This is a genomic window from Flavobacterium laiguense, assembly GCF_003097655.1.
In the GTDB taxonomy this organism is placed as follows: Bacteria; Bacteroidota; Bacteroidia; order Flavobacteriales; family Flavobacteriaceae; genus Flavobacterium; species Flavobacterium laiguense.
The window spans coordinates 1-20,346 of the sequence record NZ_QCZH01000008.1; the positions used below are offsets into that span (position 1 = coordinate 1).

The window sequence follows — 20,346 nt, forward strand, 5'->3', positions numbered from 1 at the left end:
CATCCCAAAAAAATATCCCGAAAATTCATTGTGAAAAAACGTCGTAGTCTAAGTGGTACGTGCCAATTACCTCCAACTAGTATATATGCGAAACAAACCTTCGTCTATACATCCGTCAGTTGGGTAGATTGGCGAAGGTTTGTTTCGTTTTTTTGTTTTTCAAAAATAACAAAAAAAGATTACAAATCATCAAAAGGACTTTTTATTTGCTGAATACTTTTCGTACTAACGTGGGTGTATATTTCGGTGGTTTTACTGCTGTTATGGCCTAGTAATTCTTGGATATAACGTAAATCAGTTCCGCTTTCCAATAAATGTGTGGCAAAACTGTGGCGTAACCAATGCAATGTTACTGGTTTTAGAATTCCAACCTTTTTTAAAGCTTGTTTTAATACAAGTTGTAAACTCCTTGAATCGTATGGAGAGCCAGAAATTTGTCCTTCAAATAAATAGGTAGTGGGTTTGTGAATTGTGTAATAATCCCGCAACATCTCCAATATCTTTGGACTTAAGGGAGCTATTCTGTCTTTCTTCCCTTTTGCGCTTTTTAACATTACAATATTTCTTTTGGAATCGATATGAACCGGTTTAAGGGCTAGGAGTTCTCCACAACGCAATCCGCAAGCATAAATTAAACTCAACATCGTTTTGTGTTTTAGGTTGCTGTGTGCATTCAGTATCAATTTTACCTCTTCCTTACTCAAAACATTGGGAAGTAGTTTTTCTCGCTTGGGACGGTGAATTTTGTCTAGCTCTATTTTCGTGTCTAGTACGGTTGTGAAAAACAATTTGATGGCATTCACGATTTGATTTTGATAGGATGCCGACAAATTGTTATTTAAAATGTACTCATTATTGTACCGTATGACATCGTTATTGGTGATTTCGGCAACCGGTTTTTCGTTGTAAAAGGTTAGAAAGGATTTTAAGGCTTCGGTATAGGTTTTTATGGTGCTTTCGCTATAGCGTCTGGATAATAACCAGTGCTTGAATTTTTCTATTTGTGCGATTCCTTCTGTCGAAGGGTGTCTGATTGGAGTTTCGACAATCTGAAACTTCATTCGGTTCTCGAAGGTGTCGGGTAAGTGCCAAACTCCTAAGGTTTGGCTCCATCGGGATCCTTCTTGTTGCTTGATTCGGTCAGTCCAATCGGGATTTTTTTCGAAATAAATGGCGATTCGGCTTTCACCACGGCGTTTGATGAGTTGTGCTTTCCAGTTCATAAGGCGTATATTTGAAGTATGGCGTATAATTGAAGTATAAAGATAGGGGAATTATTTTAGATTGAAGATTTTAGATTAACGATTTCAGACTTCAGGTTTTCTGATAAGTGAATGGAAATTTAGATTTTAGGAGGTTTAAAACTTTTGAAATCAAAAATCTTTAATCATTTTTAGGCGTCAGGGTTAAAAAAAAGCTGCAATCCCAAATTTTATGGAATTGCAGCTTATGTGATTTTTGAAAACAAATCTTCTTTTGAAAATGAATGCCCTAGCCCTGATAGAAGCGGTATCCTTTTTTTGAGGCAATTTTTCTTTGCCTTAAGAAAAGATACAAGCGGATAGCAGGAAATGGCTCCTAATAATGCTACTCTTTATTGCTATAATATTTTTTTCTAAACCAAAAGGCGACATTGACTAAGGCGATTAGAGCGGGAACTTCGACCAATGGGCCTATGACACCTGCAAAGGCTTGGCCACTGTTGATGCCGAAAACGCCAATGGCTACGGCGATGGCCAACTCAAAATTGTTCCCAGTGGCGGTGAAGGCAATGGCGGTTGACTTGGAATAATCAGCGCCAAAGTACTTGCCGATGAAGAAACTCATGACGAACATAATGACGAAATAAATCACTAGCGGGATGGCGATGCGTACAACGTCCATTGGGATTTGGACGATTAATTCGCCCTTGAGGCTGAACATTAATACGATGGTGAACAGCAAGGAAATTAAGGTGATGGGGGAGATGAAAGGAACGTATTTGGTATCGAACCATTCGGCTCCTTTGGTGGTAATTAAGGCGTAGCGACTGATGATACCAAGGGCAAAGGGGATGCCGAGATAGATGCCCACACTTTCGGCAATTTGCCCAATGCTGATGTTGACTTCAAAGCCGTCGTACCCAAAATAAGGTGGCAGTATAGTGATGAATACGTAAGCGTAAAAGCTGAACATTAATACTTGGAAGATACTGTTGAGGGCGATTAATCCCGCGGCATATTCTCGGTTTCCGTCGGCTAGGTCATTCCAGACTACGACCATGGCGATGCAGCGTGCAAGCCCGATGAGGATGACTCCTATCATGTATTCGGGATAGCCGTTTAGGAAGAGTAAGGCGAGAGTAAACATTAAAATTGGCCCCACAACCCAATTGAGAAACAGAGATGCGCCAAGAACTTTGGTGTTTTTAAAAACTTCACCCATTTGTTCGTACTTGACTTTGGCCAGTGGCGGATACATCATCAAGATTAACCCAATTGCCAAAGGAATGTTGGTTGTTCCACTCGAAAAGGAGTTGATGAATCCGCTACTCGATGGAATAAAATAACCAATGGAAACGCCTAGAGCCATGGCTAGAAATATCCAAAGGGTAAGGTTGCGGTCGAGGAAGCCTAATTTTTTTCGCTCTAAAGCGGGAGCACAATTATTTGCTGACATAATTTAATTATTTTTTAGCATTTATTTTTTTTGAACCATTAAGGGATTAAGGCTCATTAAGCTTTACTTTGAACCTTCATTTACTTAATCTCTTAATGGTTAAAATTTTGAGTTTATTTTTTTACTTGTGAGAAAACATAAAACAGTTCGGTTGCAATTTGGATGCTACGTTCTTGATATTTCTCGGCTTGTTGTGGGGTGTTGTCAAAGGCTTTTGGGTCTTCGAAGGTGATGGGGATTCGTTTTTCGGCTCCTACAATAAGCGGACAACCGTCATCGGCTGAGGAACAAGTCAGAATGGCTGCAAATTCGCTTTGAGGGTTGAAAGCGTCATCGTATGTTTTGGAAAAGCAAATCACCGGATGATCGTTTTCGTTGTATTTTACGCTGTACACGGGATTGTTGCCCTCGGAAAGCGTTTTGATTTGAAAACCAGTATTGGTTAATGTTTGGGCTACCATCGGGAATAAAGCGGTAGCTTCGGTTCCGCCCGAATAGCTAAACACGTTTTTGATGTTGTAATACGCTGCTGCGGTTTGCGCCCAGATTTGGGACAAATGGCTTCTGCGGGAATTGTGGGTACAGATGAAATTGAGTCGGATGTCTTGGTTTGCCGTTACTTTCGATTGGATGAAATCTATAAGCGGTTGCAAAATGGTTTTGCGTTCGACTGAAATGCTTGCGAAATCTAAAGTGTCTATGGTATTATTGATGAGCGTAAATAGATTGCTTTTGGTTTGTGTCATTTGAAATAGGTCTTTGGTTGTTTGCTTGCAAGGTGAATATTAGCCCACAGTTAACAAGGAATGAACTGATTGGCACGGATTTTTGAATGAGATTTTTAATCTGTGTATGATCTGCTCGATCGGTGTTATCTGTGGGCCATCTTTTTTTGAATATAATGTTGACTGTTTATTAAGTTAAAAAGTATTCACGAGTGAAATAGTTATGAGTTTGTGTTTGTTAGCAACATCCTGAACCAGGAGTGCAACAGTTGGCTTCGTTTCCTATTTCGGATAATTTTACTTTTTGTTTTTCCTGTGGAGGACAACATTGATCTAATGCCAAACAAGCGGTTTGTTTGTTCAACAATAAAAAAGTCTCTCCGTTATAACCCAAATCGTATTTTCCGATAGTGTTGTCTTGGTATTCCACCTCAATTTCTAGATCTTCAAGTCCCAATACTTTTTCGGAAAGGGCAATGATATTCAATAATTTTTGGGCTTTCAATCGGTGGTCAAAATCGTTGGCATCCCACAATTGAAAATTCACAACCGATTCTTTGCGGACGGTTCCACCACAATCGATAAAGTTTTTGGTAATCATTCCAACTTCAGTTACGTGGAAATGTTCGGGTACGAATGTTCCGTTTGGCAACTGAAAAGTCACTCCTGTTGCAGTGCTTAAGTGTTTTTTTATTTCTGATAGTTTCATGATGAGGAAAGTTTAAAAGTTTAAATTGTTTAAGAGTTTAGAAGTTTATGGTTTCTTTGTACTTGATACTCAATTCTTGATATTTTCATTAACAACAATGATTTTTCTTTTTATCTATATAATTACTGACCAACTGAAAAAAGCCTTTGATTTTCTCGAAACCAACTTCGTTGATACAATAACAGGCTGAGTTTCCTTCTACATTGCCTTTTATAAGTCCGGCGTTTTTGAGTTCTTTTAGGTGTTGCGAAACGGTAGGCTGAGCTAGAGGCAATACATTTACAATATCTCCGCAAATACAGCTGTCCATTTTTAATAGGTATTCGATAATGGCAATGCGGGCAGGATGACCGATAGCTTTTGCCAAAATAGCCAATTCGTTTTGCTCGTCTGTGAAGTGTTCTGTTTTAGTAATTCCCATCGTCATATATTTATATTGCAATATTACGATATAGTTTTTAAATAAAAAAGCAAAACTGATTAAATTTTGCTTTTTAGGTAATCTTAATATAATTTGTTTCCAATGTGTTAATACAACATTTGTACTAATGGTGTTACTGCAGAAGCTGATTTTGGCAATAAAGCACTAAGTGCTGTAAACTGGGTTGGACTTACTAATTTTTTCATTTTGGCTGAAAACGATTCTCTGTTGGCTGTCATTTTTGAAGCGTAACCGGCTTTATCAGTTGTCATAGTTGGTAAAATATTTTTCTTTTTGTTTAGTGTTTCGTTTACTAATGAGTTTACAGCCGGTTTTTGGGCGTCGGTTAACTTCAATTTTGGAGATAATACTCCCATTACTTGGTTTGAAATGCTTGCAACGTCAAATGAGCTTGCTGCGGCAGTAGTTGCTGTTTTGCTTGCGGTGTTGGTTGCTTTTGTGATGTCTCCCACGCTTTGTGCATTGGTAAATGAAATGGTTCCAAGGAGAACGGCTGTGATAAATAGTTTCTTTTTCATAGTTGTTTTTTGTGTCGTTAAATAGTTAGTTATTAAATATTTGTAATTTTTATTATGTAAAAGTAAGTAAAAATTTAAAAAAAAATTAAATGTAAGAAATGTATGTTTTTTAATATTTATAATTAATATTTTAATATGACTATCCGTAATGAGTACCAAGAGTCTTTTTTATTAATTAGATTATAATCCGTCAACTGCCGAAGGCGGGATAATCCGCTATTTTCAACACATTCTAAATTGAAATCCGTTTTTATCAGCGTTTTCTCTTTAGTGAATCAGTATAATCCGTGTTCCATTCTCCGTTTATATATTTTTGGTACAAGTCACGGATAGTCATATATTTTAATATTGGCTTAGTGTCATTTTTATTTTAATAAGTGCGATAAATGGAAAAAAAATATATATTTTTGGTTGTAAGGAATGTTATATTAATTTAAAAATAAAAAGTAAATGAAAAAAATTGTTTTTGCAGTATTATTTGTTTCTTCTATCATGAGCGCCCAAGATATGGATGTTGTAAAAGGAGATTTCGGATTCTTAAAGGATCAAAAAGAGATTAATGTTGAATTTGATTATTCAAAAATGACTCTTTTGAAAGAGAAATTGACCGAAGGGCAATATGTTGCCAATAGAACCAAAGAATTAAATGATAAGACTAAAGGAACTGGTGATACTTGGAAAAAGAAATGGGATTCAAGTAAGGAATTAATTTGGAATCCTAAATTTTTGGAATTAATAAATATTGTTTTAGTAAAGGAGAATAAAGAGGTTAGTTTTCAAGAAGGATTGGTAAACGCAAAATATACTCTAATAGTAGAAACAGTTTGGATTTATCCAGGTTGGGATGCGGCAATCATGAAGCAACCAGCCAAGGTGAGTACGGTATTGAGATTTGTGGAAACGAGTAAAAAGTCGAATGTTTTATTGGAGATTTCTAGTGATAGCGCACCAGGAGATCAATGGGGGAATAATTTTAGTAACGAATCCAGAATTGGGGAAGGTTTTGCAAAAACTGGAAAATCAGTAGCCAAAATGCTCTTAAAAAAAGCATATAAGTAATAGTTTAATACTAGAAACGAAAGAGTCCCTATTTATGGGGATTTTTTTATGCCATAGAAGTCATATCAAATTGTTTAAGATTATTTTACCTATGAAATCGCCATGACAACAGTTGTCGCAAACACCAATGAAGATCTGGCGATACCTCCCGATACCTATCGGGATCTAACAAAAACAATATTATCTACATATGAAAAAAAGTGTCGTTTTATTATTTTTATTTTTTATTTCTGTTGCTTCCGCACAGCGATTTGATGTTTTATCAGGAAAAGTGAGTAACCTAAAAGGGATTGCTGCCTATAATGTTACTTTTGATTATACGAATCTGAAAGTCGATGGTTTTGAAACTGAAGAAGCGTATTTGGCCGATAAAATGGATAAAAGGAAAGAGGTTGAAGGGGAATCGGAAAAATTCAGAAAGGATTGGTATAAGGACAGAGAAAATAAATACGAACCCAAATTCATGGAATATTTCAACAAACGATTTGAAAAAGGGGAAATAAAATGTGAGAAGAACAGTGATTTACAATATACCATGAGCATTAAAACCACTTGGATCTATCCTGGTTATAGTGTTGTTGCTGCAGCCCAACCTGCAAAAATCAGTGCTGTTATAACAATTGTGGAAACGGCTAACCCCAAAAATATTTTGGTGGAAATGGAATTTGATAAGTCAATAGGATTGGCACAAGGCACATTTGAATTTGATCAAGGAGATCGTATCGCCGGGGCTTATGAAAAATTGGCTAAAAACATGGTTATGCAACTTAAAAGGTTTTTATAAAGACAATAACATTTTAAAATTTAAGACAAATGAAAAAAATAATTGTAGTTACAGTATTGTTCATTTCATGCTTGATGACAGCTCAAGAGATGAGTGTCATGCAAGGAGATTTTGATTTTCTCAAAGATCAAAAAGAAATTAATGTTGAATTTGACTATAGCAAAATGACTTTGCTAAAAGAAAAATTATCAGAAGAACAGTATATTACAAAAAGAGCTCAGGAGCTAAATGAAAAAACAAAAGGCATTGGTGATATCTGGAAAAAAAAATGGAATGCCGGTAAAGAATTAATTTGGAATCCAAAATTTTTGGAATTAATGAATGTTGTCTATTCAAAGGGTAAAAAGGAAGTTAGTTTTCAAGAGGGATTAACCACCGCAAAATATACTTTAATTGTAAAAACAATATGGATTTATCCGGGTTGGGATGCAGGAATAATGAAAGAACCTGCAAGAGTCTCAACATTTTTGCTATTCGTGGAAACCAATAATAAATCAAATGTTTTGTTTGAGATTTCCAGTAAAAATGCACCAGGAGACCAGTGGGGTAATAATTTCAGTAATGAAGCCAGGATTGGAGAAGGATATGCTAAAACTGGAAAATCATTGGCGAAAATGCTTTTGGAGAAAGTATATAAATAATTTTGAGGTAAAAAAAATCCTAGTTTTAAAACTAGGATTTTTTTTGTGCACTTTCCATTTCGAGTAAGTGAGCCATATTTTTGATAAGATTATCGTGTTTTTTTACAAACGGATTGTCCTCATCCCAAACATAACCGGCAAGTACGGCACATATTTTTCTTTTTACTTCTAGGTTTTCTGGTTGATGAAAAAACAAGGTTTGTAAATTACCGGTGTACCACTCTTTTACGTAAGTGGTAAAAACCGCAATTCCTCTTTTCATATATCCTGTAAATTCGGTTTCCCAATCTACAGTAATGCCTTGTGATTCTTTCAAGAAAAGTTTTGCTGCAAGCATACCGGATTCGGTTGCAAATGCAACACCCGATGAGAATACTGGATCTAAAAATTCTGAACTATTTCCTGTAAGTGCAAATCCATCACCGTACATTTTCTTTACAGAACGAGAGTAGTTTTCTAATTTTACGGGTTCAAATATAAAATCGACTCCGGCAAAACGTTTTATATAATAATCAGATAGTTGTATGGCGTTTTTTAATGCTTCGGCATTGTCTTTATTTTCGGAAAGGGAGTTGATAAATGAAGTTGGTCCAACTACTCCTAAACTTGTGTTTCCGTTAGAAAAAGGGATTACCCATAACCAAACTTCGGTTTCCAGTATGTCAAAGGAGATCATCGTTCCTTCCTCGCCTTCGGGACGGTTGACATCTACAACATGGGTAAAAATAGACGAATGCGGATCTAGTTTTGAAGGCGTATCCAAATCTAAAAGTCGAGGTAAAACTCTGCCGTAACCACTGGAATCGATGATGAACTTAGCATGAATTTCTTTTAAATTTCCGTCCTTGTCTTTAACAACGGTTGTCGAATTTTTGCCTTCGAAAGTAACCGAAATGACTTCCGATTCAAATTCTAAATCGATTCCTTTTCGAATCACTTCTTGCGCCATTGTATTGTCAAAATCAGCTCTTGGAACTTGCCAAGTCCAATCCCAACCTTTTGTGAATTTGTCGCTAAAATCAAATACACAAATTTCTTCTCCCCTAATAAAACGGGCGCCTAATTTTTTCTCAAAATTCATGGCATCTAGACATTCAAATAATTCTGCTTCAGCAAAATGATCCATTACTCTAGGTATAAGACTTTCTCCAACTACAATTCGGGGGAATTTTGTTTTTTCTACAACCTTAATTTTTATTCCGTTTTTATGAAGATAGGAGGCTGATACACATCCGGATGGCCCCGCTCCTATAATTAAAACATCTACGAATTCTTGTAACATTTTTATTGTTTTTATAAACTGTGTTGATTAATACTTGATTCATGCACTTTTCAAAAAAAAAGGAGCATTTTATTATTAGCTTAAATCAGTATTGCTTTTTTATTATGTGCAAATTTAAAATTTTATAGGCTTATAAAATTCTTTTTTTGCATTTAATGAGTGTATGGCTCATTCCTATGATTTCATGCATTTCATCAACTACAAATCCTGCTTTTTCGATAACTTTTAAAATGTCTTTTGAATGGAACATTTGGCTATTTCCATTGGCAACAGCCGTGAAATATAAGGAAGTGGCATGTAAACTGTATGTTGATGCTTGGAATTTTTGTAAATCCCAAAAGGTTTCCAAGATATAAAAACTAGCATCATCGGTCATTGCTTCATAAGCTCTTGCAAAAAGTCCGCTGATTTCCTGTAAAGAAAAACAGTCTATAAATTGACTCATCCATATAATGTCATATCCTTTTGGGAAAGGAATGGAATTATCTAATAAATTAGTGTCGATTGCAGTAATTCTGTTTTCAAATCCGGCTTCGGCTATATTTTTTCGAGCAACATTGGCTTGGCCAGGTAGGTCTAAAATGGTGATGTTCACCTTTGGATCATACTTTGCACATTGCATAGAAAATTTACCGGTATTACCGCCCACATCCAAAAAAGATTTAGGATTGTTTCCAAATAATATTGGCATTATTTCAGGGAAAGTATAATCCGAATAAAAATGATCGAAATCAAACCAACTTTTCTTGATTTTTTCGGGTAATTCAGATAATCCGATGTAGACAGTATCCCAATTTCCCAGTTCTTTCAATCCTTCAGGTTTTCCGTTAACAATAGAAGCTTCTAGATGGTTAATAGCAAGATAATTGACGTCTTGTGTGAAATCCATATTTATATTGGTCATTTTGTCTCTTAGTATAAAATAACCCGTTTTAGTTAATATGAATTCATTGTCTTTCAAGTATACCATTTCTAAACTCAATCCGGCTTCAAGCAAAACTTTTACGCCGTATACGGATAAATTCAATTCAGTTGCAATTGTTTCTATAGTTGCGTTGCCTTTATTGAATAAATAGTCTAATATGCCTAAATTACGAAGTGACTTTGCTGCTTGAAACATAATTGGGGCAAAAGCAATTTTTTGTGCATCTAAATTTGCTTGGACAACATTCTTTTTATCAGAACCAAAATCTTTCATTCTTTTTTTTTGTTAGTTTAGTATAAGTGGCTGTTGTAGTTATTGTTAGCGGTGATAAAGAAGTTGAGAAACAAAAAAATGTGTCGATTTACTTTTTTAAGTGATATTATGCTACATTTGCGTCCGTCAAATAAACCACAATATATTCTAAATAAAAATTAATTTTTGATTTATTTAGTTAAAAAACACCGTTAGAATGAATGAAATTAAGGAATTTTTAAGTTTACAAGAGTTCGAAGCCGTTATCTTTAATAATGGTAAAATAGATATAAGCCAAGTTGTTTTAGATAGAGTAAATGAAAGTTTTGATTTTTTAAAAAACTTCTCAGTTAATAAAATTATTTACGGTGTTAATACGGGTTTTGGACCAATGGCTCAGTATCGTATAAAAGATGAAGATCGTATTCAATTGCAATATAACTTAATTAGAAGTCATGCTTCGGGTACCGGAAAACCATTGAATGCTATTTGTGTTAAAGCAGCGATATTGGCTAGACTAAATACACTTTCCTTAGGTAATTCAGGAGTTCATCCTTCTTTAATTCACCTTATGAAAGAATTAATAAATAGAGATATTACCCCATTAATTTTTGAGCATGGTGGCGTGGGGGCAAGTGGTGATTTAGTGCAATTGGCTCACTTAGCTTTAGTTCTTATAGGGGAAGGTGAGGTTTTTTATAAAGGAGAAAGAAGACCTACCCAAGAGGTTTTCAAATTAGAGAATTTAGAACCTATTCAAGTAGAAATTAGAGAAGGTTTAGCTTTGATGAACGGAACCTCTGTAATGACGGGTATTGGAGTGGTAAATGTGCACCATGCCAATAAATTATTAGACTGGTCACTTAAATTTTCTTGTGCTATAAATGAAATTGTACAAGCTTATGATGACCATTTTTCGGAAGAATTAAACAATACGAAACGTCACAAAGGACAACGCGAAGTGGCTGCAAGAATGAGAAAAAATCTTGCGGACAGTACCTTAATTAGAAAAAGAGAAGACCATTTATATTCTGGAGAAAACACCGAAAATATTTTTAAGGAAAAAGTTCAGGAGTATTATTCCCTGCGTTGTGTTCCTCAAATTTTAGGTCCTGTTTTGGAAACAATTGATAATGTAGCTTCGATTCTTGAAGAGGAATTTAACTCGGCTAATGACAACCCGATTATCGACGTGAAAAATCAACACGTTTATCATGGAGGGAATTTTCATGGAGATTATATTTCCTTGGAAATGGATAAATTAAAAATAGTAATTACCAAATTGACTATGCTTGCAGAGCGTCAATTGAATTATTTGTTGAATTCAAAAATAAACGAAATTTTACCTCCATTTGTAAATTTAGGGACTTTAGGCTTTAATTTCGGGATGCAAGGAGTTCAGTTTACCGCCACTTCAACCACTGCCGAAAACCAGATGTTGTCTAATCCGATGTATATCCACAGTATTCCAAACAATAATGACAATCAGGACATTGTGAGTATGGGGACAAATGCAGCAGTTATTACCGCAAAAGTAATTGAGAATTCTTTTGAAGTATTAGCAATAGAGTTGATTACGATTGTTCAAGCGATTGACTATTTAGAACAAAAAGATCAAATTTCATCGGTAACCAGAAAAATATACGATGATATTCGTGTCATTATTCCAAGGTTCGAAAAAGATCAGGTAATGTATCCTTTTGTTCAAAAAGTGAAAGACTATTTGATTAATAATTAATTGTAACATTGAAATACACAACTATAAATTAGTATTATACACGAAAAATGAAACTAAAAATTATTATAATAGCTTTAATGTTTTCATCAATTGCAAATGCGCAAAATTACATTAGTATTAATACATCAGGAGTTAATGCTGTGGATCAAACGAACAAAAGACCTGCTGTTCCTGGCGCGTTCAGTAGTTGGAAGACTCATATTAACATGATTGCATACGGAGGATCTTCATTAAAAAAGACCATATTTAATAAAAAGAAAAGAGAAGCAAATTTATCAGAAACTCAAGCAAAAGTTAATTTAGTTAAAACAACTTATAACGATTCCGAACATTATCCTGAAAAAATTATAGATGGATGGCATTCTATTATTGCTACTGATAGTTATAACTATTGTTCTCCTGCAAAAGTATTGATGAAAAACAATGAAATTAAAGAATTTGTTGTAGAAAATTGGAACCGATTATCAAAGCCATTTACTGTTATGTCAGCTATTAAAAAAGGGAAGGGTTTGATTAGTGTTGAATTTGAAGAAGGAACAGTAACTTTAGAATTATATTTTACAAATGATTTAGAGCAACCTACTATTGTTGATAAGCCTTTAGGTTCAGGTTTTGTTTCATTTTGGTGTGATTCAAAAAAATTAAATGAAATAAAAATATTCTTAGAGGAAAAATATTACGGAGAACTTGGGGAAGCATTTACTTCTCAACCTGAATGCTCATCTATAGGAACAATTACTGTAGAAGTTAAACCGGGGATACATCGTTTTACAGCTGAGGGTAGTGGTACTATTAGTTGGGAAGGAGATGTTGAAGTTAAAGAAAATCTTTGTTTAAGTTACTTATTAAATAAGGATAATAAAAAAGACTGATTTTATTAGTCTTTTAGATTTATACTTGTTCAAAAAAAAGTTAAGCTTTATTTGAACTTAGCTTTTTGCTAGTCGTATAATGGGGTTTCATAAAACCAAACGATTCTGTTTTAGGAAATCAATGGTTTAAAAATGCCGAAGTTTTTTAAAAATAAAAATAATTTTATATTGTATGAAATCTAAAATAAAAATATGAAATGTGCATTGGTAACAGGAGGTTCAAGAGGAATTGGTAGTGCTATTTGTGAAAAATTAGCGCAAGACAGCAGCTATCATATTTTGATTAATTATCATTCGAATAAAGAAGCCGCTGAAAAAACATTAGAAAAAGTTATTGCAAATGGAGCTACTGGTGAGATTTTGCAATTTGATGTAGTAAACTTCGAAGAAGTGAAAAGTGTTTTAACACAATGGCAAGAAGCGAATCCTACTGCTATTGTTGAAGCTATTGTGAATAATGCAGGTATTACAAAAGACGGATTGTTTATGTGGATGAGTCCGGAAGATTGGTCTAGTGTTGTGAATACCAGTTTGAATGGATTCTTTAATGTGACTAACTTCTTTATCCAAAAAATGTTGCGCAATAAATACGGACGTATTGTTAATATCGTTTCGCTATCTGGGGTAAAAGGTACTGCTGGACAAACCAATTATTCTGCCGCCAAAGGAGCTGTAGTTGCCGCAACAAAAGCCTTGGCACAAGAAGTTGCCAAAAGAAATATCACAGTAAATGCAGTGGCTCCAGGTTTTATTAAAACCGATATGACGAGCCAACTTGATGAAAAAGAGCTAATAAAAATGGTTCCCGTGAATCGTTTTGGTGAAGCCGAAGAAGTAGCTGATTTAGTTAGTTTTTTGGTTTCTAAGAAGTCGAGCTATATTACTGGGGAGATAATTAATATAAATGGTGGGATTTATTCATAAAAATTACCTTAAGCAAAAATGAGTAAAAGAGTTGTGATCACAGGAATGGGAATTTATTCCTGTATAGGAACATCGTTAGACGAAGTAAAAGATTCCTTGTATAAAGGAAAATCTGGCATTTCTATTGATCCCGAGCGTAAGGAATTTGGCTTTCGCTCTGCTTTAACGGGTATGGTTCCTAAGCCCGATTTAAAAAATTTACTTTCAAGAAGACAAAGAATTAGTCTGGGAGAAGAAACAGAGTATGCCTATATGGCAACTATTGAGGCGTTGAAAAATGCCAATATAGATGATTCTTTTTTTGACGAAAATGAAGTTGGGATAATGTACGGAAACGATAGTGTTTCAAAGGCTATTATTGAAGCTACGGATATTATTCGAGAAAAAAAAGATACTGCTTTAATTGGTTCTGGAGCAATTTTTAAATCCATGAATTCAACCGTTACGATGAATCTCTCCACCATTTTTAAATTGAGAGGGATTAATCTAACCATTAGTGCGGCTTGTGCAAGTGGATCCCATTCTATCGGATTGGCTTATTTTTTAATCAAAAGTGGTTTTCAGGAAATGATTATTTGCGGAGGAGCACAAGAAATTAATAAATATGCGATGAGTAGTTTTGACGGATTAGGTGTTTTTTCCCCTAGGGAAGACGAACCATCTAAAGCGTCAAGACCTTTTGACTCTGGCCGTGATGGATTAATCCCTAGTGGTGGTGGTGCAACATTAATTCTGGAATCATACGAATCTGCCATAAAAAGAGGAGCAACTATTCTGGCCGAAGTTGTAGGGTATGGGTTTTCGTCTAATGGGGGACATATTTCGACTCCAAATGTTGAAGGTCCTTCTATAGCCATGCAAAGAGCCCTTGATGAAGCTGGAATAAAAGCGAGTCAAGTAGATTACATAAACGCACACGCAACATCTACACCTGTAGGGGATACAAATGAGGCAAAAGCCATTTTTGAAGTTTTTGGAGAAAGTAATCCGTATGTGAGTTCCACAAAATCAATGACAGGACACGAATGTTGGATGGCGGGAGCTAGTGAGGTTATTTATTCTATTTTGATGATGCAAAACGATTTTATTGCGCCAAATATCAATTTAGAAAACCCAGATGAAGATGCAGCAAAATTAAATTTGGTTAAAACCACTTTAAATAAAAAAATTGATATATTTTTGTCGAATTCCTTTGGTTTTGGAGGAACAAATTCAGCATTAGTAGTTAAAAAGTATAAAAAAAACAATGAAATGAGCCTATCTTAAAATTAGTCGTAAAAGCTAATGTTGATAGACAAATTGCATGTTACCAATAAAAAAAACATAATAGTATACATGAATAAAGAAGTTATAATAGAGAAAATTAAAGCGTTTTTGATTGAAGAATTCGAAGTGGATGGAGATGATATTCAGCCAGAAGCCAATTTAAAAGACACTTTGGGATTAGATAGTTTAGATTATGTAGATTTAGTTGTTTCAATTGAATCTAATTTTGGTGTAAAATTGGTTGAAGTGGATTTCGTAGGGATCGATTCATTTCAAAGTTTTTATGATTTAATCGAAAATAAATTAAAAGTTAAAGCCTAATTAATATTTTTAGATGCGACAAGCAATCTAAAATCTACTCCCGAAAACTTTCGGGACTAAAATCTACAATTTAAAAATGAGTGAATGGGATGGAAAATCTAAAGGCACTGTTTTAGGATATAAAATCTTCGTTTTTTTTATTAAAAAAGTAGGAATTAAATCCGCTTATCTGATCCTTTATTTTGTAGCTTCATATTATTTTATTTTCCTTAAAAAAAGCAATACCTCAATCTTTTATTATTTTAGAAAAAGATTGGGGTATTCCTATTTTAAATCTAAAAGAATGGTTTTTAAGAGCTATTATACTTTTGGTCAGACTATTATAGATAAAATTGCAATTGGAGCTGGATTGAAAAGCAAGTTTACTTATGAGCATGATGGAAGAGAAATTCTTATCAAACTTTTAGAAGAGAAAAAAGGGGGAGTGCTTATAAGTGCTCATATTGGGAATTTTGAAATAGCCGAACATTTCTTTAGTGAGATTGATGTTAATTTTCAAATTAACTTGGTTACTACCGATTTAGAGCATTCTTCGATAAAAAATTATCTGGAAAGTATTACCCAAAAACCAACCATTAAGTTTATAATCATTAGTGATGACTTATCTCACATTTTTGAGATAAATGCAGCTTTGGCTAGAAATGAATTGGTTTGTTTTACAGGCGATAGATATTTTGAAGGGGTAAAATCTTTGAGCGAGAATTTACTGGGACAAGAAGCCCTTTTTCCGGCAGGTCCTTTCCTTATAGCCTCTAGATTAAAAGTTCCAGTTGTTTTTGTATATGTAATGAAAGAGCCCAATCTGCATTATCATCTTTATACAAGAGAAGCCAAAGTAAAACATCGTGATGAAAAAGGATTGTTGAGAGAATACACAAAGAATGTTGAAATGATGCTTGAAAAATACCCTTTGCAGTGGTTCAATTATTTTGATTTTTGGAACCAATTACAAAAATAATAACGGTTTATTAGACTACAATTCAGCTTTTCCATTGATTTTGTATTTTATAAAAAGATAAAAATTTATGGAGAAATTTGATACAGTCATTATTGGTTCAGGTGTTGGAGGATTGGCTACAGCGATTTGTTTAGCCCGTGCGGGTCAAAAAGTTTTGGTTTTAGAACAACATTATGTTCCGGGTGGTTGGAGTCATAGTTTTACTTTAAAAGGACAACGTTTTAGTCCAGGCGTACATTATGTAGGATTGATAGATGAAGGACAATCTGTAAATGAACTTTATAGAGGTCTTGGAATTGCTAATGACATGGTTTTCTTTCGGATGAATAAAAACGGTTATGAGCGCGGAATTATTGGTGACGAAACTTTTAATTTTCCGTCAGGGGTCGAAAATTTAATAAAGGTACTTGTTGATCGTTTTCCAAAAGAAGAAAAAAACATCAAAGAATACTTGACTCTTGTGCAAAGAGTGAGTCGTGAACTGCAATTGATCCCAAAATTGAAAGGTTTTTGGCAAAATATTACCGTTCCATTTAGAACCAAACACTTCGGAAAATTTTCTTTATTTCCTTTAAAAAGAGTTATTGGTTGGCATATTAAAGATCCCTTATTAAAAGCAGTTTTAAATCTTCAATGTGGTGATCACGGTCTTTCGCCTAAGAGAGCTTGTTTTCCGGTACATTGTTCTGTAATGAGTCACTATTTAGATGGTGGTTTTTACCCAATGGGCGGAGGTGGCGGTATCGTAAAAGCGATGACCAATGGCGTAAAAAGAAATGGCGGTGAAGTTCGGGTCAAGCAAGATGTCGAAAAAATCATCGTAGAAAACAAGAAAGCGATTGGAGTACAACTTAAAAGTGGTCAAATTATTTTGTCTGAAAACGTGGTTTCTAATGCCGATCCTTCCATTACGTACTTAAGTCTTATAGGAAAATCACATTTAAGCAAAGGTTTGGTCAAGAAATTAGAAAAAACAAAATACTCTGTGACCTCTTTAATCCTTTTTTTGACATTAGACATCGATGTTACTCAATTTGGGATTGATTCCGGTAATATCTGGATGATGAAGGACGAGAATGATGATGCCAATTTTGAAGATCTAATGCACAATGAAATTGCCGAAGGTGATGCATTTCCGGCTGTTTTCATTAGTTGTACAACAATGAAAGACCCAGTTAGTTTCAATGGAAGATATCATAATTTTGAAGTAGTTACTTATGTCAATTATGATAGTCTAAGTGATTTTAATGGCTTAGAAGATTATCATAATGAGGAGTACATTATTTTTAAAGAGAAAGTGATTAACAAATTAATGAATAATATAGAAAAAGTTATTCCCGGTGCGAAACAAAATTGCGTTCAAGTAGAATTGGGTACTCCTAAAACAAATGAGTTCTATGTTAATTCAACCAGAGGGAATGTTTATGGTACGGAAAAAACATTAAATCAGGTGGGGCCTTTCTCCTTTAAGAATAAATCGGAGATTGAAAACGTGGTTCTTTGCGGTGCAAGTACGCTTTCGCATGGAGTGGCGGGAGCAACACATTCGGGAGTTGCTGCAGCGGCAGTAATTATGGGGTGTAAACCGGAAGACTTGTTAATTGACGATGCCAATCAAAAATTACGAATTTATGATGCCGAAGACTCAACGACATGGCCAGATTGGATTCATGTGAAAAGAGATCATAAATTAAGAAATTTCAAAGATTTGAAAGTCGATTAGTATTAATTATAATTTTAAGTTAAATTCGCTTTTTTTAAATCTACCTAAATGAAAAACGTCCTTGTAATCTATTATTCTCAATCGGGACAATTAGAATCTATAGCCAGAAATATTGCAAAACCGCTTTTACAATCAAATGACCTAAATGTACTATTTCATGAAATTAAGTTAGAGAAGCCTTTTCCATTTCCTTGGAACAATGAGGCTTTTTTTGGCGCATTTCCGGAATCATTTTTGCAAATTCCAACAGCGTTAAAGCCTGTCTCGGAAGAAATAATGAAAACCAAATTTGATTTGATTCTTTTGAATTACCAAGTTTGGTACTTAACACCTTCAATTCCAGTAAATTCATTTTTAAAAAGTCCAGAGGCTAAAGTACTATTGAATAATACAGCTGTTGTGACCATAAGCGGTTCAAGAAACATGTGGGTTATGGCTCAAGAAAAAGTAAAAGTTTTATTGAAACAAAATGGGGCACTGTTAAAAGGGAATATTGCTTTAGTAGATCGGGTTGGTAATTTAATAAGTGTTATTACTATTGTTGAATGGATGTTTTCGGGTGTGAAAAAGAAATACTTAGGTATTTTTCCTTTACCAGGAGTTTCTGAAAAAGATATTGCTGAATCTTCAAAATTTGGAAATGTAATTCTTTCTAGTTTGCACGAAAATAAATTGGATGATTTACAGAAAAAATTAATTGAAATAGATGCGGTAAGAATCAGTTCCTATTTAGTTACCGTTGATAGAACGGCTAACAAAATATTCAATAAATGGTCCAACTTTATTACTACTAAAAAGGAATCCAGAAAGTTATGGATAAAAGTCTTTAAAGTGTATTTGTTACTTGCGATATGGTTAATCTCACCAATAGTTTATATATTGCACCTTGTTACTTATCCGTTTAAGATTCAGAAAATAAAAAAAGAAATACAGTATTATAAAGGAATAAATTAGAATAATTATGTTTGATGTGTATATTACAAAAGCGGCTAAATATTTGCCAAATAAAGCCGTTTCTAATGACGAAATGGAGGATTATTTGGGACTTATAAATGATACCGCTTCTAAAGCTAGAAGACTAATATTAAGAAATAACAAAATTGTTAGCCGTTATTATGCTCTTGATAAAAACGGAACAAGCACACATAACAATGCTGAATTGACAAATAATGCCATTCAGGAATTATTTGATGATCGTTTTACCGCTCAGGATATGGAATTACTTTCTTGTGGTACAACTACACCAGATATTCTTGTTCCGTCCCATGCTGCAATGGTTCATGGTTTGTTAAAAAATAAATCGGTAGAATTAAATTCGTCTGCAGGAGTTTGTTGCGCAGGAATGAATGCTTTAAAATTCGGATTTCTATCCGTAAAATCAGGGAGTACTAATAATGCTGTTTGTACAGGTTCTGAAAAATTATCTACTTGGATGGTTTCCAAAAAATTTGAAAATGAAGTTGTTAATTTAAAGAATTTGGAAGAGCAACCTATTTTGGCTTTCAAAAAGGATTTTTTGCGATGGATGTTATCAGACGGAGCAGGTGCTTTTTTGCTAGAAAATAAACCAAGTGATTCGATTTCTTTAAAAATCGAATGGATGGAAGCTTTTTCATATGCACACGAGCTAGAAACGTGTATGTATGCAGGTGGAGATAAATTAGAAAGCGGAGAGATAAAACCTTGGAATGACTATAGTCCGGATCAATGGCTCAAAGAATCATTATTCGCATTCAAGCAAGATGTTAAATTGTTAGATGAGTTCATATTAGTAAAGGGCGCTCAAAGTATGGGTGATGCTTTAGCTAAAAATAATGTTACAGCTGATCAAATAGATTTCTTTCTACCTCACGTTTCCTCTCATTATTTTGTTGAAGGATTGAGTAAATCTCTAGCAGAAAGAGGAATGGTTATACCAATGGAGAAATGGTTTATGAATTTGGCATATGTCGGAAACGTAGGAGCCGCTTCTATTTATTTGGCTTTAGAAGAATTAATGAGTTCCGGTAAACTGAAAAAAGGAAATAAAATACTTTTGTCTGTTCCAGAAAGCGGTCGTTTTTCGTATGCTTATGCTTATTTAACGGTTTGTTAATGATGAATTCTACAATTGATAAAGGGTTGGATAAAGATTTTGTAGGGAGTTTAATTCCACAAAAATTCCCATTTGTAATGGTAGATAAGCTCTACTCTTATACCGAAACTTCATTGCTTTCTAGTTTTAGAATTGAAGAAAATGCTATTTTTTTTCAAAACGGAAATTTGCTAGAGTCTGGTTTGATAGAACACATGGCACAATCTGTGGCGTTACACACCGGATATCAGTTTTATTTGAAACAAGAACCAGCACCAACGGGTTACATAGGTTCCATTAAAGAAATTCAAATAAAAGAACTCCCAAAATTGAACGACGAAATTCAGACAACAGTTTCTATTTTACAGGAATTTGGGGGGATTACTTTGGTTGATGTTGTATCAAAAATAAATGATGTAGAAATAGCTAAAGGTCAAATGAAGACTGTTTTGGCTAAATAATTTTGAAACACCAT

General features: G+C 34.3%; 21 protein-coding genes. 13 read left to right on the top strand and 8 right to left on the bottom strand.

The features are described from left to right. Window positions 1-179: 179 nt before the first annotated feature. From xerA to DB891_RS09020, 6 genes are all read right to left on the bottom strand, one after another. Window positions 180-1,223 carry a site-specific tyrosine recombinase/integron integrase gene (gene xerA / locus DB891_RS08995; protein WP_116762719.1) on the bottom strand — a complete coding sequence of 348 codons (1,044 nt, stop codon included), beginning with the start codon at window positions 1,221-1,223 and terminating at the stop codon, window positions 180-182. Between the two features lie 364 nt (window positions 1,224-1,587). Next, window positions 1,588-2,658: an ACR3 family arsenite efflux transporter gene (gene arsB, locus DB891_RS09000; RefSeq protein WP_116762721.1), complete on the bottom strand. Its 1,071-nt coding sequence runs from the start codon at window positions 2,656-2,658 to the stop codon at window positions 1,588-1,590. A gap of 113 nt (window positions 2,659-2,771) precedes the next feature. After that, window positions 2,772-3,404: an arsenate-mycothiol transferase ArsC gene (locus DB891_RS09005; protein ID WP_116762723.1), complete on the bottom strand. Its 633-nt coding sequence runs from the start codon at window positions 3,402-3,404 to the stop codon at window positions 2,772-2,774. Window positions 3,405-3,621: 217 nt separating this feature from the next. After that, window positions 3,622-4,092 (bottom strand): DUF6428 family protein, encoded by a 471-nt coding sequence (locus DB891_RS09010; protein WP_116762725.1) that lies wholly within the window; start codon window positions 4,090-4,092, stop codon window positions 3,622-3,624. A gap of 88 nt (window positions 4,093-4,180) precedes the next feature. Continuing rightward, entirely contained in the window at window positions 4,181-4,513 is a 333-nt protein-coding gene (locus tag DB891_RS09015; RefSeq protein ID WP_116762727.1) for an ArsR/SmtB family transcription factor, read from the bottom strand. A 107-nt stretch (window positions 4,514-4,620) separates the two neighbouring features. Continuing rightward, a complete protein-coding gene (locus DB891_RS09020) occupies window positions 4,621-5,052 on the bottom strand; it encodes a hypothetical protein (RefSeq protein ID WP_116762729.1) in 432 nt (143 codons plus the stop codon). Window positions 5,053-5,502: 450 nt separating this feature from the next. On the opposite strand from DB891_RS09020, the gene DB891_RS09025 reads away from it, so the two are divergent. The 3 genes from DB891_RS09025 (at window position 5,503) to DB891_RS09035 (ending at window position 7,536) form a co-directional block, all read left to right on the top strand. Continuing rightward, a complete protein-coding gene (locus DB891_RS09025) occupies window positions 5,503-6,111 on the top strand; it encodes a hypothetical protein (protein WP_116762731.1) in 609 nt (202 codons plus the stop codon). A gap of 190 nt (window positions 6,112-6,301) precedes the next feature. Continuing rightward, a complete protein-coding gene (locus tag DB891_RS09030) occupies window positions 6,302-6,895 on the top strand; it encodes a hypothetical protein (RefSeq protein ID WP_116762733.1) in 594 nt (197 codons plus the stop codon). Window positions 6,896-6,924: 29 nt separating this feature from the next. Next, window positions 6,925-7,536 carry a hypothetical protein gene (locus DB891_RS09035; protein WP_116762735.1) on the top strand — a complete coding sequence of 204 codons (612 nt, stop codon included), beginning with the start codon at window positions 6,925-6,927 and terminating at the stop codon, window positions 7,534-7,536. 31 nt (window positions 7,537-7,567) lie between these two features. On the opposite strand, the gene DB891_RS09040 is transcribed toward DB891_RS09035, so the two are convergent. Next, window positions 7,568-8,818: an NAD(P)/FAD-dependent oxidoreductase gene (locus tag DB891_RS09040; RefSeq protein ID WP_116762737.1), complete on the bottom strand. Its 1,251-nt coding sequence runs from the start codon at window positions 8,816-8,818 to the stop codon at window positions 7,568-7,570. Window positions 8,819-8,948: 130 nt separating this feature from the next. Further along, the gene (locus DB891_RS09045; protein ID WP_116762739.1) at window positions 8,949-10,016 is read right to left on the bottom strand and encodes a methyltransferase; all 1,068 of its coding nucleotides are present in this window, start codon (window positions 10,014-10,016) and stop codon (window positions 8,949-8,951) included. A gap of 196 nt (window positions 10,017-10,212) precedes the next feature. Between DB891_RS09045 and DB891_RS09050 the strand changes: the two genes are divergently transcribed. The 10 genes from DB891_RS09050 (at window position 10,213) to DB891_RS09095 (ending at window position 20,332) form a co-directional block, all read left to right on the top strand. Beyond that, window positions 10,213-11,733 carry an HAL/PAL/TAL family ammonia-lyase gene (locus DB891_RS09050; protein WP_116762741.1) on the top strand — a complete coding sequence of 507 codons (1,521 nt, stop codon included), beginning with the start codon at window positions 10,213-10,215 and terminating at the stop codon, window positions 11,731-11,733. A 47-nt stretch (window positions 11,734-11,780) separates the two neighbouring features. Continuing rightward, window positions 11,781-12,605: a hypothetical protein gene (locus DB891_RS09055; RefSeq protein WP_116762743.1), complete on the top strand. Its 825-nt coding sequence runs from the start codon at window positions 11,781-11,783 to the stop codon at window positions 12,603-12,605. Between the two features lie 192 nt (window positions 12,606-12,797). Next, window positions 12,798-13,529 (top strand): 3-oxoacyl-ACP reductase FabG, encoded by a 732-nt coding sequence (fabG, locus tag DB891_RS09060; RefSeq protein WP_116762745.1) that lies wholly within the window; start codon window positions 12,798-12,800, stop codon window positions 13,527-13,529. 18 nt (window positions 13,530-13,547) lie between these two features. Continuing rightward, entirely contained in the window at window positions 13,548-14,795 is a 1,248-nt protein-coding gene (locus DB891_RS09065) for a beta-ketoacyl-[acyl-carrier-protein] synthase family protein (RefSeq protein WP_116762747.1), read from the top strand. 69 nt (window positions 14,796-14,864) lie between these two features. Next, the gene (locus DB891_RS09070) at window positions 14,865-15,116 is read left to right on the top strand and encodes an acyl carrier protein (protein WP_116762944.1); all 252 of its coding nucleotides are present in this window, start codon (window positions 14,865-14,867) and stop codon (window positions 15,114-15,116) included. 76 nt (window positions 15,117-15,192) lie between these two features. Continuing rightward, a complete protein-coding gene (locus tag DB891_RS09075) occupies window positions 15,193-16,074 on the top strand; it encodes an LpxL/LpxP family acyltransferase (protein WP_116762749.1) in 882 nt (293 codons plus the stop codon). 67 nt (window positions 16,075-16,141) lie between these two features. Next, window positions 16,142-17,797: a phytoene desaturase family protein gene (locus DB891_RS09080; RefSeq protein ID WP_116762751.1), complete on the top strand. Its 1,656-nt coding sequence runs from the start codon at window positions 16,142-16,144 to the stop codon at window positions 17,795-17,797. Between the two features lie 48 nt (window positions 17,798-17,845). Beyond that, entirely contained in the window at window positions 17,846-18,751 is a 906-nt protein-coding gene (locus tag DB891_RS09085; RefSeq protein ID WP_116762753.1) for an NADPH-dependent FMN reductase family protein, read from the top strand. Between the two features lie 7 nt (window positions 18,752-18,758). After that, window positions 18,759-19,892 (top strand): beta-ketoacyl-ACP synthase III, encoded by a 1,134-nt coding sequence (locus tag DB891_RS09090; protein WP_116762755.1) that lies wholly within the window; start codon window positions 18,759-18,761, stop codon window positions 19,890-19,892. Beyond that, window positions 19,892-20,332, top strand: a complete 441-nt coding sequence (locus tag DB891_RS09095; RefSeq protein WP_394335992.1) for a hypothetical protein — start codon at window positions 19,892-19,894, stop codon at window positions 20,330-20,332. The genes DB891_RS09090 and DB891_RS09095 overlap by 1 nt, the downstream gene beginning before the upstream one ends. Window positions 20,333-20,346 lie beyond the last annotated feature (14 nt).

Bases quoted from the DNA above. Each gene is read 5' to 3' on its own strand.
- arsB (WP_116762721.1), bottom strand. From the start codon at position 2,658: ATGTCAGCAAATAATTGTGCTCCCGCTTTAGAGCGAAAAAAATTAGGC.
- DB891_RS09090 (WP_116762755.1), top strand. From the start codon at position 18,759: ATGTTTGATGTGTATATTACAAAAGCGGCTAAATATTTGCCAAATAAA.
- DB891_RS09085 (WP_116762753.1), top strand. From the start codon at position 17,846: ATGAAAAACGTCCTTGTAATCTATTATTCTCAATCGGGACAATTAGAA.
- DB891_RS09005 (WP_116762723.1), bottom strand. From the start codon at position 3,404: ATGACACAAACCAAAAGCAATCTATTTACGCTCATCAATAATACCATA.
- DB891_RS09030 (WP_116762733.1), top strand. From the start codon at position 6,302: ATGAAAAAAAGTGTCGTTTTATTATTTTTATTTTTTATTTCTGTTGCT.
- DB891_RS09010 (WP_116762725.1), bottom strand. From the start codon at position 4,092: ATGAAACTATCAGAAATAAAAAAACACTTAAGCACTGCAACAGGAGTG.
- DB891_RS09095 (WP_394335992.1), top strand. From the start codon at position 19,892: ATGATGAATTCTACAATTGATAAAGGGTTGGATAAAGATTTTGTAGGG.
- DB891_RS09045 (WP_116762739.1), bottom strand. From the start codon at position 10,016: ATGAAAGATTTTGGTTCTGATAAAAAGAATGTTGTCCAAGCAAATTTA.
- xerA (WP_116762719.1), bottom strand. From the start codon at position 1,223: ATGAACTGGAAAGCACAACTCATCAAACGCCGTGGTGAAAGCCGAATC.
- DB891_RS09040 (WP_116762737.1), bottom strand. From the start codon at position 8,818: ATGTTACAAGAATTCGTAGATGTTTTAATTATAGGAGCGGGGCCATCC.
- DB891_RS09055 (WP_116762743.1), top strand. From the start codon at position 11,781: ATGAAACTAAAAATTATTATAATAGCTTTAATGTTTTCATCAATTGCA.
- DB891_RS09065 (WP_116762747.1), top strand. From the start codon at position 13,548: ATGAGTAAAAGAGTTGTGATCACAGGAATGGGAATTTATTCCTGTATA.
- DB891_RS09075 (WP_116762749.1), top strand. From the start codon at position 15,193: ATGAGTGAATGGGATGGAAAATCTAAAGGCACTGTTTTAGGATATAAA.
- DB891_RS09080 (WP_116762751.1), top strand. From the start codon at position 16,142: ATGGAGAAATTTGATACAGTCATTATTGGTTCAGGTGTTGGAGGATTG.
- DB891_RS09035 (WP_116762735.1), top strand. From the start codon at position 6,925: ATGAAAAAAATAATTGTAGTTACAGTATTGTTCATTTCATGCTTGATG.
- DB891_RS09070 (WP_116762944.1), top strand. From the start codon at position 14,865: ATGAATAAAGAAGTTATAATAGAGAAAATTAAAGCGTTTTTGATTGAA.
- DB891_RS09020 (WP_116762729.1), bottom strand. From the start codon at position 5,052: ATGAAAAAGAAACTATTTATCACAGCCGTTCTCCTTGGAACCATTTCA.
- DB891_RS09050 (WP_116762741.1), top strand. From the start codon at position 10,213: ATGAATGAAATTAAGGAATTTTTAAGTTTACAAGAGTTCGAAGCCGTT.
- DB891_RS09025 (WP_116762731.1), top strand. From the start codon at position 5,503: ATGAAAAAAATTGTTTTTGCAGTATTATTTGTTTCTTCTATCATGAGC.
- fabG (WP_116762745.1), top strand. From the start codon at position 12,798: ATGAAATGTGCATTGGTAACAGGAGGTTCAAGAGGAATTGGTAGTGCT.
- DB891_RS09015 (WP_116762727.1), bottom strand. From the start codon at position 4,513: ATGGGAATTACTAAAACAGAACACTTCACAGACGAGCAAAACGAATTG.